We start from the raw sequence: 14,666 nt of genomic DNA on the forward strand, positions 1-14,666 counted from the left end.
CGCATCGCAACGTGCGCCTGCACTTCACGCCGACCTACTCGTCGTGGCTGAACCAGGTGGAGAACTGGTTCTCGCGCATCCAGCGCGATGTGATCGCTCGCGGCATCTTCACTTCGGTGAAGGATCTGGATCGCAAACTGATGCGCTATATCAGCGAGCACAACAAAAGCCCGAAGCCGATCAAGTGGAAGTATGACGATCCATCGCGCCGGGTTCGACCGGTGCCAATTCAATGACGCAGTGGACTAGCGTGTAGTGCGTGCCCTTCGCGTACCGCTTCGGTCGGACGGCTCCCGGCGCCCGTCGGCTAAAATGTGCGCCCCGGCCGCCGCCATTCCGTGTCAACGACGCTCCCGCTTTCGTGAACTCCTCGCCCGCCCGAACCGCCGCCACCACCGCGCCCCAGTCCGCCGCGCATCGGCTTCCGCTGCACGTCGCCCTCGTCTGCAACACGGCCTGGGCGATCTATACCTATCGGCGCGGCCTGTTGCGTGCGCTCACGCAGGCGGGCGCGGAAGTCACCGTGATCGCGCCGCGCGACCGCACCTTCGAGCCGCTCGCCGCCATGGGCTGCCGCTGCGTCGAACTGCCGGTCGCATCGAAGGGCACGAATCCGCTCGACGACCTGCGCACCCTCGTCGCGCTCTATCGCCACTATCGCGCGCTCATGCCGGGCGTCGTGTTCCACTACACGATCAAGCCGAATATCTACGGATCGATTGCCGCCTGGCTCGCGCGCACGCCATCGGTGGCGGTCACGACGGGCCTCGGTTACGTATTCATCCAGACGAGCCGCGCCGCGCAGGTCGCCAAGCGTTTGTATCGCTTCGCGTTCCGCTTCCCGCGCGAAGTGTGGTTCCTCAATCGCGACGACGAAGCCGCCTTCAAGGATGGCAATCTCCTCGCGCACCCCGAACGCGCGAGGCTGCTGCACGGCGAAGGCGTCGATCTCGACGATTTTCCCTTCACGCCGCTGCCGGAGCGCGCGGAGTTTGCGTTTGTACTGATTGGCCGGCTGCTCTGGGACAAAGGCGTGGGCGAGTACGTCGAGGCCGCGCGCATGCTGCGCGCGCGCTATCCGCACGCGCGATTCCAGCTGCTCGGCCCAGTGGGCGTGGACAACCCGAGCGCGATCTCGCGCGAAGAAGTCGCGGCCTGGGAACGCGAAGGCGTGATCGAATATCTGGGCGAAACGGCCGATGTGCGCCCCTTTATCGCCGATGCGGACTGCGTCGTGCTGCCCTCGTACCGCGAAGGCGTGCCGCGGACGCTGATGGAAGCGAGCGCGATGGGCCGCCCGATCGTCGCCACCAACGTACCCGGCTGCCGCGAAGTGGTCGCCGACGGCGTCAACGGTCTGCTGTGCGAAGCGCGCGACGCCGCCTCGCTAGCCGCCAGCCTCGCGCGTATGCTGGACCTCGACGGGCCGGCGCGCACCGCCATGGCCGGGCGCGGCCGGAAAAAAATCGAGAAAGAATTCGATGAGCGCGTTGTGGTACAACGCTACCGGGAACTGATCCGGGAAATCACCGGGTCGACTTTTTGATCGAGTCTGGAATTCACGGGAACGAACACGGCATGACTGCGACGAACTCAAAGGGCACTATCCTCGTCACTGGCGGCGCGGGTTACATTGGCTCGCATACCTGCGTCGAGCTGCTCAATGGCGGCTATGACGTGGTCGCCATCGACAGTCTCGTGAACAGCAGCAGCGAATCGCTCAAGCGCGTTGAGCAGATCACCGGCAAGCCCGTAGCATTCTACGAAGCCGACGTGCGTGACGCCGCCGCCCTCTCGCGCGTTTTCGAAGCGCACCGCATCACCGGTGTGATCCATTTCGCGGCGCTCAAGGCCGTGGGCGAATCGGTGGCGAAGCCCATCGAGTACTACCGCAACAACGTCGACGGCCTGCTCGTGGTGCTCGACGTCATGCGCCAACACGGCGTGAAGCAGTTCGTGTTCAGCTCGTCGGCCACGGTGTACGGCATGCCCGAACGCTCGCCGATCGACGAATCGTTTCCGCTCTCGGCGACGAATCCCTACGGCCAGTCGAAGCTCATCGCCGAGCAGATCCTGCGCGACGTCACGATCTCGGACCCGGCGTGGCGCATTGCCGCGCTGCGCTATTTCAATCCGGTGGGCGCGCATGAAAGCGGGCTGATTGGCGAGGATCCGGCGGGCATTCCGAATAACCTCATGCCTTACGTCGCGCAAGTGGCGGTGGGCAAACTCGAAAAGCTGCGCGTGTTCGGCGGCGACTATCCGACCCCGGACGGCACGGGCGTGCGCGACTATATTCACGTGGTCGATCTCGCGAAAGGCCACCTCAAGGCGCTCGATGCGCTTGCCTCGCGTGGCGAAGGCCTGGTCGTGAATCTCGGCACTGGGCGCGGCTACAGCGTGCTGGAAGTCGTGAAGGCGTTCGAACAGGCCTCAGGGAAGCCCGTGCCGTATGAGATCGTCGCGCGCCGGCCCGGTGACATCGCCGAATGCTATGCGAATCCGGTCGCGGCGGAAAACGTGATCGGCTGGAAAGCGGAGTTCGGGATCGAGCGCATGTGCGTGGATCACTGGCGCTGGCAGGAGAAGAATCCGCGGGGGTTTGAGTAAGGCTGGATGCAGCCGCACTGCTTTTCGGGCAGGCGCGGCTGCAATGAATGACACGAGCGCAGTACCTCGGCGCGACGCATCGGCAGCGGGCAGAATGCACCCTGCCCGCCCCGTCAGGCGGCGCTGCTATCGGACAACATCCAGTGCAAGGTGTCGTAGAGTGTCGGCGCATCGAGCTGGCCGATTGCGCTCAACAGCTTGCGGTTATCGCCGCACTGCGATTTCACCTCGTGCTCACGCACAAAGTTGGGATTGGTCCGCGCTTCGATATCGTGACCGGTGATCGTGGACATTGTCTGCAGCACGTGCGTGAGCGTGACCGCATGGCCCGAACACACGTTGAACACTTCGCCGACTGGCGCCTTTTCAAGCAACCTGCAATACACGTCGGCCACCCAGCGCACATCGGAGAAGTCGCGAGCCACGTCCCGATTGCCCAACTCGATGACCGGCGCACGCCGACGGAAGTGATCCGCCATCTTCGCAACGAGAAAGCTCAGCGATTGGCCCACGCCGATGCAATTGAACGGGCGTACCGTGATGATCGGCAACCGGTCCGTCCAGAGTTGCGCCATGTATTCGAGCGCGACCTTGCTCACAGCGTAGTCGTTCGCAGGATGATACGGCGCCGTTTCCGGGATCGGCAGGCCTAGCGGGCCCGCGCCATAAATGTTCGCGCTGCTTGCAAGCAGCACCGCCGAAGGTTTCTTTTCACCAGCGGCGAGCGCCTCGAGCAGATTGCGCGAACCTACGACGTTGGTCGCGTATATCTCGCCCGGGTTGCCGTGCCCGACGAACGAGATGGCGGCCAGATGCACGACCCAGTCGGGTCGCGCACGCGCCACCACCTCTGCAAGCCCAGCGCGATCCTGAAGATCGCACGCGTACACGTCAGGTTTGGGCTCATCACAGCGTCGCACGAGACTCGAAACCTGATGGCCGCGCGCGCGCAGGGCCTGAGCAACATAACGCCCCGTGAAGCCCTCGGCTCCTGTAATCAGCACTGAAGCCATCAGAACGACGTCCCCTTCTTGTTACGCGCGACATCCGCTTCGACCATCATCTGGCACAGTGTTTCAAGTGTAGTTTTCGGCGCCCAGCCAAGCTCGTCGTGCGCCTTTTGTGCATCGCCGATGAGCAGATCGACTTCGGCCGGACGGTAGAACGCCGGGTTCACGCGCACGATCGTCTTGCCGCTCTTGCAATCACGTCCGATTTCGTTTTCCGCAGTGCCTTGCCATTCGATGTCGACGCCAAGACACTTCGCCGCTGCGTTGACGAAATCGCGCACGGTTACCGTGCGGTTGGTTGCGAGCACATACGTATCAGCTTGATTAGCCTGCAACATGCGCCACATGCCATCCACGTATTCCTTCGCGTAGCCCCAGTCGCGCTGTGCGTCGAGGTTGCCGAGTTCGAGCACGTCGAGTTGGCCCAGGCTAATTTTCGCGAGCGAATCGGTGATCTTGCGCGTCACGAACTCGCGGCCGCGCAGCGGCGATTCGTGATTGAAGAGAATGCCGCTCGACGCAAACATGTCGTAGCTTTCACGGTAGTTCACCGTGATCCAGTGTGCGTAGAGCTTGGCGACACCGTATGGGCTGCGCGGGTAGAACGGCGTCGATTCCGTCTGAGGAATAGCCTGCACCTTGCCGAACATCTCCGACGTGCTGGCTTGATAGAAACGCGCCTTCGGATTGATGATGCGAAGCGCCTCGAGCAGATTCAGCGCGCCGACCCCGGTCACCTGCGCGGTGAGCGCCGGCTGCTCGAACGACACGCCAACGAAGCTTTGCGCGGCGAGGTTATAGACCTCGTCGGGCTGAGCACGCTCCATCAAGCGAATACAGCTACCCGCATCCAGCAGATCGTGCTCGACGAGGCGCAGATTTTGATGATGCGCGACGCCAAGCTCTTCCATACGCCAAAAGTTGACGGAACTCGTCCGGCGGTACGTGCCGTAGACGATATAGCCTTTGTCTAGAAGCTGCTCCGCCAGATAGGCGCCGTCCTGGCCGGTAATGCCAGTAATGATTGCTGATTTCACGATGTTCTTTCCCTCAAGTATGCGAATGATGCCATGCGCAGGTTCTTCGCGAGCGGTTTTGAAACATCGATTAATCCGAGATTCAAATTGCGGCGCGCAGATTCGTCATCGGCGCCCTTTTTGGCCCACAGCCGAATCGAAGTGCCTCGCGAAATTCTGATTGCTCACCTTGCTCGCACGGCGTGCATTCGCAATTGGAGCGCTTGAGCCTGCCGCGCGCGCGCGAGATAACCGTTGTTCTGAGCTTGCTGCCCGGACGGGCGATGCTGTAACGCAAGCATGTCTATGTCAAGCTCGACGGGCATTCGCGCCCTTATTTTTGATCACGGCAACCGGCCTACTGAGCGCATTTTTCGGCGAAGACGCGAGTGGGAGGAATGTGTGCGTACAATGGTGGGTTTCCCGTCATACTTCGTAACCGAGAGGGGGCGAATTGGGGATGCAATGCGGGAGACGTAGTCAGTCCCGCCCTTACCGAGAAGAGCAGTGTAGCGATGCAGACAGCAGTTACGATTGATTCCCGACGCACCGAGCCCGGCGACTGGCTGACCGCAGCTTTCCTGCTTGGCTTTCCCTCTATCGCGATGCTCGTACAGGGCGCCTCGAGCGCCGTATCGATCGGCGCGGGTGTCATTGCACTGGCGGCGCTGTGCTGGCGGCCGGCTGGCGCGCCGTATGGCTACGCGCGTCCCAAGCGTCTCGGGCTGGCGTTGTGCATCGCGCTGTGCGCCCCTGTTGCCGCCGTGGCGCTCAGCACGCTCTCGCACGACCATCCGTTGCTCCGCACCTGGGATTCGCCCTCGCGGTTCCTGCTTGCAGTCCCGATCTTTCTCGCGCTGCGGCGCGCGCCGCTGCGGATCTTCGCCTGGGCGGATCTCTCCTTTACGCTGGGGGCGCTCTCCTCGCTCGTGATTGCCGTCATCATGCCGCGCGATTGGGGCGACGGACGCATCGGCAGCGCGTTCCTGAATCCGATCCACTTCGGCGATCTCGCGGTCGCGCTTGGCGTGCTGTCGGCGATTGCGCTGAACTGGTGGCGCAAGGATTCGACGTTCCTGCGTGCGCTCAAGTTCGCTGGCCTGTTTGCCGGTCTTGCCGCTTCGCTGCTGTCCGGCTCGCGCGGTGGCTGGGCGGCGATCCCGCTCGTTGCCGTGCTGATCGTGTGGGAACTCGGCCGCGGCAAGCCTCTCCGCTGGAAGGTGCTGATGCCGGTGACTGTCGCGCTGCTCCTCGGCCTCGTGTACGGGCTCTCGGGGACAGTACGCCAGCGCGTCGGCGACGTGTCATCCGACCTGACGCAGTACGCGCAGGGCCACCGCGACACGTCGGTCGGCATTCGCCTGCAGCTCTATGAGGCAGCCTCGACGCTGATCGCCGAACATCCGGTGCTGGGCCTAGGTGGCGACGGGTTCCGCGACAAGATGACCTCGATGGCCAAGCAAGGGGCGCTCACCCCCAAAGCAGCGGCATTCGGCGAAGGCGAAGTGCATAACCAGCTGCTCGCCTACATGGCCAACTACGGCATTGTGGGCGGTCTCGCGCTACTGGCGATCTACATCGTGCCCGCGATATTTTTCGCGGCGAAACTCAAGTCCGAATCGAGGACGACGCGGCGCACCGCGCTCATGGGACTGTCCTTCGTCCTGATGTTTTTCGTCTTCGGGCTGACCGTCGAGACTTTCGATCTGAAGAGCACGGTGTCGTTCTACGCGACCATGTTGGCCGTCCTCGCGGCGATCACGGAACGCTCGGATGTTAAATCCGACCGTTTGTAGGGCGGACCGTCTGATTTTCGTATCCGTTCGATTTTGGGCAATTTCGCGCTTTGCAAAAGTCCACGACTCCATCGGTGATATTTTCGACTGAGATTTCATCGATCTTACCCTCGGTGAAAATCGCCCTCAGCCTTGGGCATGCATGCAGGCGCCGTTCGGGGCGGAATCTCTCTGGAAACGGCGGCGCCGGGCCTACAGAGCGCCGATTTTCGGCCTGTGGGCATTAGTTGCCTGCAGCAACAACGTAGACCAATCGTCGATCCGGCGTTGTCTGACGCTCCGATCTACGGCGACAAGAATCTGGAAGCCATTTGTTGGAGCGGTCTCGTCGTGCGCAATTTCAAGCATCGGTTCGATCGGGCCCAAGCCGTTTGTCATGGCGAAAACCAGCGCGAGCCGCTCGCGACTCCACTGCAGCATTCGCGGAGTGCGTTCATTCCTCCGGTGGCCCATGATCGAGCAGAATCTTGCTCCCGGGAAAGCGGAGTTTTTGCCCGAGCGTTTTGGAAGCTCATCAAGTCGTGTCGAGAGTCGGCGTCCGATGATAATTTGAATTCGCGTCCGAATCGGCTGCCCGGTCCAACGTTCTGAATGCTGGCGGTCGTTGCGCTGGTGATGGTCACCACGAAATCGCGGAAGGTGGCCGTCGCGAGCGTTGCAGTGCCGCTCAGCGTCCAGCCGGTATTTGTCGTCATCGTCAGGGTCTGCGTCGTGCCCACGTTGATCACACGCAGTTGCCAGATGATGCCAATCGGGTTCGACTGGGCGGCGGCGGGGGGTGCCGCGATCAGCGCCACGACCGTGGAAAGTGTGAGTGCGCCATCTGTGCCAAACGTGCCGGTGAAAACCAGAAAGACCTGCGCGGCGCCACTCATTTCCGTGCCGAATAGCGTCTTCGAGGCAGTCGCGGCGTCGGTGTTGTAGATCGCTGACTACAGCGGATTGATGTCGACGATCGCGTTTACGAGGCTGACCTGATCGCGCAGCGCGCCTTGATCTTGAGTATTCGGAATCTGACCGGGCACGATGGCCGAGAAGAGAAGGCCAATGAGGCGGGCCAGAAGGGCTTGGCGCACGATGATCTCCTGATCAGGGTTGCGCAATTTGTAGAGCAGTTTCCTGCACCCACAAAACAAAAACCGCCCGAAGGCGGCTTTGTCTGGATATTCAATCGACCTAATGCCTGTTAAGTATTTTCCTGACACCGCGCAGGGGTGCGGTCACCGTCCAGCTGTGCGAGTGCTCCATGCTGGAGATTCGTTCCCGCGTCGAAGCCAGCTCTATTTCGAGTTGGGCAACCCGATTTCTGGCATCGTCCAGAGCTTCCTTGGGCGCCATTTCAGGCGCCGGCGGCACAATTACGGGAGGATGTGCGGTCGCGTAGTCGAGTTCGTTCGTCTGGCGGATGTCTGCAAGACGGTCAAGACGGCTCGTCAAGGCAGCTTTGTCGAACCCAGCTACGAGGTCCATAAATTGCCAGCTCGTCAGATGCCGGAACTGCACGTCGTGCGAGTGTTTCTCGTCCCGGAAATCCACGTAGCTGCCTTCGTTCACGGCGTAGACGTACGGGAAGATCTCCAGCAGGCGCGCTCGGAATGCGGGGAGTGACATGTTGCGCCACAAGTTGAGCGCGACGTAGTTCATCTCGAGTGTGACGATCGGCCGGTATCTGGCCAGCGTCCGCGCAGCACCCTCCAGAACATCGAGCTCGTACCCTTCAACGTCGATCTTTATCAGGTCCAAACGATCGAAACCCAGGGTATCGAAAACACCGTCGAGCTTGTGCAGTTTTACAGCCTGGCGGAAGTGAAACCCATCGTCAATGCTGTGTGCGCTGACGACGAAGGCGCCGGACAGATTGTTCGGATTGCCCTGCATGACCACCTCCCCCTCAGCATTGCCAAGAGCGAAGTTGAACGTGCTGACATTTTGATACCCGGCGCTTGCCAGATTGCTTTCGAGAAGCCTGTAGGCCGCTGGCACCGGCTCGATTGCCGCGACCTTACCGCGGGCCGCGAGCTGGCCGAAAAGGATTCCAGTGATGCCAATGTTGGCGCCGATGTCGAGGATCCTGGAGTCGTCGCTACTGAGGCACTGCAGAAGTGCAGTCGTGTTTGGCTCGAACCGCACGCCCAGATGCTTCCCGTAGTCCTTGTCAGCATTGATCGAATAACGCTTGGCCCCGATGGCTATGTCTTGCAGTGTCACGAATAGATCCCTCAAAATGTTTTCATCTATTACGCATACTTACCGCTAGGTAAGGTGGGAAGCATCGTGACATCAGCAGGATTCCGGGTCAACACCCCGTCTACGCCATGCTCGGCGCGGCAGAGTACGTCACGACGATGCTCTTGCCTCGCGGCGGCAACACGTAATAGTGACCCGATGTAGACACACCGTTTCCGCGGAGTGAGATCGATAAAATTGCGCCGCCCTCAACCCACACGCCTCCGATGTTGTTCGTAAAAATAAAAGGTGATGCTCCGACGCTATCGTCGGCGAATAACTCTATCGGTCTATACGGTATGCAGAAGTCGTTCGCAATGTCCGCGCGAATCAGAATCGTTCCGACATATCCATGATCGAATCATCGGCCGTGCCCAAGCCGGGGTACCATACTGCCAGTATTTAGGGGCGCCTTTTATAGTCATTGCGAACAAACGGAGGGGCGCCCCAGTGCGGCGCCCCTCCCGAGCCACCCATTACCTAAAGTTACAAGTCTGCGATTTTGTTGCCGTTTATTACATACACGTTACAAGAGTCGCTTCGAAAAGTTAGAATAGCAATCAAGTTCACATCGATCGAGGCGGTAAGAAGTGAATATAGCAACGTCGGCTGGGGTTGTAATCTGGCTCACCGGCATGTCCGGAGCGGGCAAGTCCACCGTCGCGCGCGCGTTGGTCAGCCGGCTGCAAGCCTTTGCACTTCGAGCAACAATGCTCGACGGCGACGTGCTGCGTACGGGCCTCAATTCAGATCTAGGTTTTAGCGCCGCCGAGCGCACGGAAAATCTCAGGCGCGTCGCTCATGTAGCGGCGCTCTTTTGCAATGAGGGGTTCGTAGCCGTCACGGCGACCATTTCGCCCGAGCCCGAGCACCGGGAAAATGCACGGCGCATTGTCGGCGAATCTGCGTTTGTCGAAGTGTTTGTCGACACTCCGCTCGAAGTTTGCGAAAAGCGCGACCCCAAAGGGCTGTATCAACGAGCTCGCCGCGGTGAGATCGCACAGTTCACCGGTATCGCGTCACCTTATCACCCGCCGGTTCATCCGGATCTCACACTGCATACGCAAGACAATACGGTCGAACATTGTGTCGATCATGTTGTCGACTATCTGGTGCGTAACCGCCGTTTCGCCATTGGCCATGTCGGAGAGCGATCGCTCAAGATGGCGAATCTCCGTGCGGTCGTTAGTGGGAAATAATCATCAATCGGTGAAGCGCACTTGCCTTCGCTCCCGGAATCAGCCAGCGGCTCTGACCGACGTCCCACCCACGCTTTGCAGCTTGGACAGGCTCGACGGTTGGTACTCGGGCACCCAGCGGCGGAGGTCTCGGCGCACTTCGTCGTCGCCCGGAACGCGGTGCTGCATCAGCCACGGCAGCAATTCGTCCAGCAGATTGACCGGGACCTCGCGCGCCCGCGCGATGCGCAGTTTCGGGTGGGCCGTACGCGCAGTCATCTCGTCATCGGCCAGCAGTTCCTCGTAGAGTTTCTCGCCGGGACGCAGGCCACTGAACTCGATACGGATCTGATCTTCAGCAAAGCCATAGAGACGGATCAGGTCACGTGCCAGATCGACGATCTTGACGGGCTTGCCCATGTCGAGAATGAAAATCTCGCCGCCCTGCCCCATGCTCGACGCCTGAAGCACAAGCTGCGCCGCCTCGGGAATCGTCATGAAAAAGCGGGTTATCTCTGGATGCGTGACGGTAACGGGACCGCCCCTCGCGATCTGCTGCTGAAACTTTGGGATGACACTTCCCGCGCTACCCAGTACGTTTCCGAAGCGAACGGTCTCGAACTGCGTGCGTTCGCTCGTCTGCTGCAGTGCCTGGCATGCCATCTCGGCAAGACGCTTGCTCGCGCCCATGACGTTGGTCGGATTCACGGCCTTGTCAGTCGAGATCAGCACGAAATGGCGTACGTTGTTGCGAATCGCCGCGGTCGCGACGCGGTATGTGCCAAGCACATTGTTGCGCAGAGCCTGCCACGCATTGAGCTCCTCCATCAGCGGCACGTGCTTGTAGGCAGCCGCATGGAAGACGATATGCGGGGCGTAACGCGACATGACGTGGTCGAGCAGCAGCGAGTCCTTCGCATCACCAATGAACGAGATCATCGCCTGCTCGGGAAAGCGCTCACGGATCTCCTCGGTGAGCCGGTAGATCGCATACTCGGACAAGTCGAACGCAATGAGTTGCGCGGGCTGGAACTTCAGGATCTGGCGGCAGAGTTCCGAGCCAATCGAGCCACCCGCACCCGTAACCATCACCACGCGGTCTCGCAGCAGCGCCTCGACGTGTGCGGTGTCGATGTTGACCGCATCACGGCCGAGAAGGTCTTCCAGATCGATCTGGCGAATCTGGGAAAGGAAACCCTGGCTAGGCATCAGTGCTGTGAGCGAAGGCAAGACCATCGCCTTGACGCCAAGGCGCACGCAGAGCGTGGCGAGGCGTCGCTGCGTCTCCACAGGCGCGGACGGGATCGCGATGATCACATGCTCGACTTTGAGCGTTTCCGTCCAGCGCGCAATCTCATCGATCGTGCCGAGGACCTTGTAGCCATAGATCTCGCGGCCCCGCTTCGCGACGTCGTCGTCGAGCAGACCGACAAGACGCCATTCACCCGAGCGCGACAATTCACGCGCGAGGCTCGCGCCGGCCCCCCCTGCGCCGAGGATAAGCACAGGCTTACCGCGACCGACAAGGCCGCCGTACAGATAGAACTCTTTGCTGGCTCGGTAGATCGCTCGCGCGCCGCCCATCGAGAGGAACAGCAGCATAGGAGTGAGCACGAGCACCGAGCGCGGAATGATCGGCTTCGGCTGGAACATGACCGCGCCGATCATCACAACGAGCGCACCGACCACGATCGCCTTCGCGATGCGCATCAGGTCGGGCAGGCTCGCGAATACCCACAAGCCGCGATACAAGCCGAAGGTGCGAAACATCGCACCGTAGACGGGAAGGACCCATAGGAGCGCAACGCATGCGCCCTTAAAAAAGGGAGCCGGAATTTCACCGTTGAAGCGGACGACGTACGCGACGAGCCACGCCGCCACTGCGGCCAGCATGTCGAAGAAAAAAACACCGAACGACAACCAAGATGCCTTGGATCGCAACATTGGCGGCAAACCTCGAAATTATTTCGCGTTGGATTCCGGAGAGCATGTCCTGTGAAGATCGATGACGATCTCCCAAGAGGCTAATCTCCAGACCACGCACCTAAACTTGGCCATTGCTGCCACAGGGACCCGCTCCATGCCGCGACGCCGCAGCAGTTATTATGCCCGGAAGCCTGACGGCATACCAAACGATCGGAGCGCACCGCGTGTTGATCTTAATGCTTGCGTGCGCCGCAGGGATTTCTCCGAAGAAACAAATGTCTCAGCAGTGTTACAGATGCGCCAGCAATTAAAGGGCAAAATCAACCTGGAAGCTCTTCTGATCCTCGACGCGGAAAAAGATGGCTCAATGAACGCGAGGCAGCTCCGGTTATTTTTCGTTAGAATTCTGAAAGCTTCGCCAGTGCATGTCGATGACGACGGCACAGCCCCCCAGAGCGCCGTACCACGCTGCAAACATCAGCCATTGCTGCCACGTCGGCCGCCCCAGCGCCCATAGCGCGACAATGACGCCCGCGAACATCACGGCATACCAGTAGATTGCGGTGCGGCCGTGACCCATACCCGAGCGCACCATGCGCTGATAGTAGTGCTCCCGGTGCGCTTGCCAGAATTTTTCCCCACGATACAAGCGCATGAGCAATGTTATTGACGCATCCGCAATAAACGGGGAAAAAACAAAGGCGGGAAACCACAGCGGCCATACGGCGCCGCGCCAGCCCCAGTAGCCGAGTGCGCCCGCCAGAAAGCCGAGTGTGATCGAGCCGGCGTCACCCAGGAACAATTTCGCCGGGTGAAAATTGAGGAACAGGAAGCCGAGCGTTGCCCCGGCGAGGGCGGCACCAGCCTCCGCCAAGGCCGGCGACGGGTGCCCTGTGGCCAAAGCCGCCACCGCGTACCCCCCGAAACCAAACAGCGCCATGCCACCTGCGAGGCCATCAGCGCCGTCCATGAAGTTGTACAGGTTGATCATCCAGAGCATCAGGAAGCCGATGCCTGCGAGCAGCCACCAAGGTGCGTCCGCCGGCCGGATGACGACCAGAGCGACAACTGCCGCGAAATGGACGGCAAACCGGATGCGCGCGGGCAAATCGCGACGATCGTCGATCTGCGACACCAAGGCGAGCGCCGCCGCTGCCGCCGCGATCAACCACATCTGCGATACGTGCAATAAAAGCGCTGCGAGGCCGACCGGTACAATCCCCCAACCGCCAACGCGTGGAATCGGCTTGACGTGAAGCGAGCGATGATTCGGTACATCCGTCGCGATACGCCAGGCGAGACCAGTCGAAAGCAAGCCCCGCAGGATCAGAAAACTTGCCAGAGCCGATGCCGCGGCCGTAAGCAGCACAGTCCAACCGGATGTTCCGAATACTTCAAAAGCCTCCCTCATGCGCGCCCCTGCTCCTTGCGCCATGCGCGATACCAGTCAGCCGTTGCGCGCAGTCCCTCATCGAGCGTGTACGGCGGGTGCCAGCCAGACAACTGTCGCCGAATCGCGGATGCATCGAGAACCAGGCTTTCTGTGAGGCGCTCGATCTGTGCAGTTCTTCCCGTAAGGCGGCCCGCGAGTTTGAGCAGCGACATAGGCACCGGCACGAGCCGTGCCGGGCGGCCGAGATGCCTGCCAATGGCACGCAGCAGTTCGGCGACGGATGGCGCGACATCGTCAGCCAGATGAAAGCAGCCGTTTGCTGAGCGCGCGTCTGATGCGCAGTGCATGAGCGCGTCGGCCAGATTGTCGACGAAAAGCAGGCTGCGCTGGGCATCCACGGCGCCGAACGGCAACGGTGTCCCGCGCCAGACGGTATCGAGCATCTTGCGGAAGTTGGCGCCGACGTCCGGGCCGTAGACGAGCGGTGGCCGTACGATCACGACATCGAGCCCCGTCTCGCGCCGCAGTTCGGCCAGCGAGCGTTCCGCAGCAAGCTTCGAGCGGCCGTAGGCGTCGTCGGGTAACGCGACCGCGTCTTCGCGCAGCGGTTCGCGCGTGCCGCGGCTGCCCGCGATTGCCTTGATGCTGCTCACGTAGACGAAACGCCGCACGCTATTGTGCTGCGCGGCACGCGCGACGCGTAGCGTACCCTCGACGTTTGTCGTATTGAATGCGCGCTGCGCCTCGTCGTTCTCCAGTTCATTCATGACGTGCACGCGAGCAGCAAGGTGCACGACACACTCGATGTCGCCAGACGACGACGGCCAATGCGTTTCGATATCAGCGAATTCTGGAGCTGCATGGACCCATTCCACGACGCCAGCCGGTGCTGTGCCCGCACGGCGGACGATGCCGGTTACACGGTGTCCGCTTTCGATCAGGGTACGGCATAGGGCGCGGCCGACGAAGCCATTCGCGCCCGTTACCACGACATGCATTAGTGTTGGCCCCAGGTAGTTCTAGACGAGAAAAATATGAATATAGCCAATAAAGGGACACGCTCGTACGGCGTCCGTGTTCGATTGGTGCAAATCAATAGTGTACCGGATGAAGCCAATCGCGCGGCATGGTCTGGAGTAAGACACTCACGAGGCGCCGGCTGCAGATTGCGCCTCCACGCTCGCGCGAAGCAATACGGGCATACGAGAAAAACATTGCGCAAGCGGAAAATGCGGGGAAACTCGGCAAAGGCAACCGAATTCGGATTGCGGTAGGGATGCCCATTACTGAGCACCCCCCGCACAGATCCCGGCGTGCCCAATTCGGGCACCGGGCTCCTACCTCGGGTGTTTGACGGCAAATCGCCGGTCGGGCCACGGGTGAAGGATTCGAGGTTGCGGGAGCCAGGCATCTGCGATCCGCTCGACTCGCTGCCACGTCATGTGATCCTTTTGACTGCGGCGCCGGAGCGCCCGCCGCCACAGATCAACGACGTGGTATCGAAACGCGCA

The 14,666-nt window shown here is 61.0% G+C and carries 13 protein-coding genes and 1 pseudogene; 5 read left to right on the forward strand and 9 right to left on the reverse strand.

Annotated elements, in window-relative coordinates; all coding sequences use genetic code 11:
* From M3I54_RS41420 to galE, 3 genes are all read left to right on the forward strand, one after another.
* Positions 1–236 (forward strand): transposase (locus tag M3I54_RS41420; RefSeq protein WP_254345934.1); only part of this gene is annotated, 236 nt, incomplete at its 5' end.
* A 191-nt stretch (positions 237–427) separates the two neighbouring features.
* A complete protein-coding gene (locus M3I54_RS41425) occupies positions 428–1,546 on the forward strand; it encodes a glycosyltransferase family 4 protein (RefSeq protein ID WP_254345956.1) in 1,119 nt (372 codons plus the stop codon).
* 32 nt (positions 1,547–1,578) lie between these two features.
* Positions 1,579–2,610: a UDP-glucose 4-epimerase GalE gene (gene galE / locus M3I54_RS41430; RefSeq protein WP_254345936.1), complete on the forward strand. Its 1,032-nt coding sequence runs from the start codon at positions 1,579–1,581 to the stop codon at positions 2,608–2,610.
* A gap of 113 nt (positions 2,611–2,723) precedes the next feature.
* Here galE and M3I54_RS41435 read toward each other — a convergent pair whose 3' ends face one another.
* A complete protein-coding gene (locus tag M3I54_RS41435) occupies positions 2,724–3,623 on the reverse strand; it encodes an NAD-dependent epimerase/dehydratase family protein (protein ID WP_254345937.1) in 900 nt (299 codons plus the stop codon).
* Positions 3,623–4,657 carry a GDP-mannose 4,6-dehydratase gene (gene gmd / locus M3I54_RS41440; protein WP_375542307.1) on the reverse strand — a complete coding sequence of 345 codons (1,035 nt, stop codon included), beginning with the start codon at positions 4,655–4,657 and terminating at the stop codon, positions 3,623–3,625. Before gmd ends, M3I54_RS41435 begins: the two co-directional genes overlap by 1 nt.
* Positions 4,658–5,151: 494 nt before the next feature.
* On the opposite strand from gmd, the gene M3I54_RS41445 reads away from it, so the two are divergent.
* On the forward strand, positions 5,152–6,432 hold the full coding sequence (locus M3I54_RS41445) for an O-antigen ligase (RefSeq protein ID WP_254345939.1): 1,281 nt from the start codon (positions 5,152–5,154) through the stop codon (positions 6,430–6,432).
* Positions 6,433–6,806: 374 nt separating this feature from the next.
* Here the strand turns inward: M3I54_RS41445 and M3I54_RS41450 are convergent, their stop codons facing one another.
* The 3 genes from M3I54_RS41450 to M3I54_RS41460 all read right to left on the reverse strand — a co-directional run bounded on the left by M3I54_RS41450 (position 6,807) and on the right by M3I54_RS41460 (position 8,640).
* Positions 6,807–7,307 carry a hypothetical protein gene (locus M3I54_RS41450; protein WP_254345941.1) on the reverse strand — a complete coding sequence of 167 codons (501 nt, stop codon included), beginning with the start codon at positions 7,305–7,307 and terminating at the stop codon, positions 6,807–6,809.
* Positions 7,308–7,364: 57 nt separating this feature from the next.
* The gene (locus tag M3I54_RS41455; protein ID WP_254345943.1) at positions 7,365–7,508 is read right to left on the reverse strand and encodes a hypothetical protein; all 144 of its coding nucleotides are present in this window, start codon (positions 7,506–7,508) and stop codon (positions 7,365–7,367) included.
* Between the two features lie 100 nt (positions 7,509–7,608).
* Positions 7,609–8,640 (reverse strand): FkbM family methyltransferase, encoded by a 1,032-nt coding sequence (locus M3I54_RS41460; protein ID WP_254345945.1) that lies wholly within the window; start codon positions 8,638–8,640, stop codon positions 7,609–7,611.
* 608 nt (positions 8,641–9,248) lie between these two features.
* Between M3I54_RS41460 and cysC the strand changes: the two genes are divergently transcribed.
* Positions 9,249–9,857, forward strand: coding sequence for an adenylyl-sulfate kinase (gene cysC, locus M3I54_RS41465; protein ID WP_254345947.1), 609 nt, complete (start codon positions 9,249–9,251; stop codon positions 9,855–9,857).
* Between the two features lie 39 nt (positions 9,858–9,896).
* On the opposite strand, the gene M3I54_RS41470 is transcribed toward cysC, so the two are convergent.
* From M3I54_RS41470 to M3I54_RS41485, 4 genes and pseudogenes are all read right to left on the reverse strand, one after another.
* Complete coding sequence (locus tag M3I54_RS41470; RefSeq protein ID WP_254345949.1) at positions 9,897–11,780, reverse strand: nucleoside-diphosphate sugar epimerase/dehydratase; 1,884 nt, start codon at positions 11,778–11,780, stop codon at positions 9,897–9,899.
* A 370-nt stretch (positions 11,781–12,150) separates the two neighbouring features.
* The gene (locus tag M3I54_RS41475) at positions 12,151–13,173 is read right to left on the reverse strand and encodes a glycosyltransferase family 4 protein (protein ID WP_254345951.1); all 1,023 of its coding nucleotides are present in this window, start codon (positions 13,171–13,173) and stop codon (positions 12,151–12,153) included.
* A complete protein-coding gene (locus tag M3I54_RS41480; protein WP_254345954.1) occupies positions 13,170–14,153 on the reverse strand; it encodes an NAD-dependent epimerase/dehydratase family protein in 984 nt (327 codons plus the stop codon). The genes M3I54_RS41475 and M3I54_RS41480 overlap by 4 nt, the downstream gene beginning before the upstream one ends.
* A gap of 339 nt (positions 14,154–14,492) precedes the next feature.
* Positions 14,493–14,666, reverse strand: a pseudogene (locus M3I54_RS41485) (group II intron reverse transcriptase/maturase); the annotation flags it as partial.

Source organism: Paraburkholderia sp. CNPSo 3274 (genome assembly GCF_024206475.1).
In the GTDB taxonomy this organism is placed as follows: domain Bacteria; phylum Pseudomonadota; class Gammaproteobacteria; order Burkholderiales; family Burkholderiaceae; genus Paraburkholderia.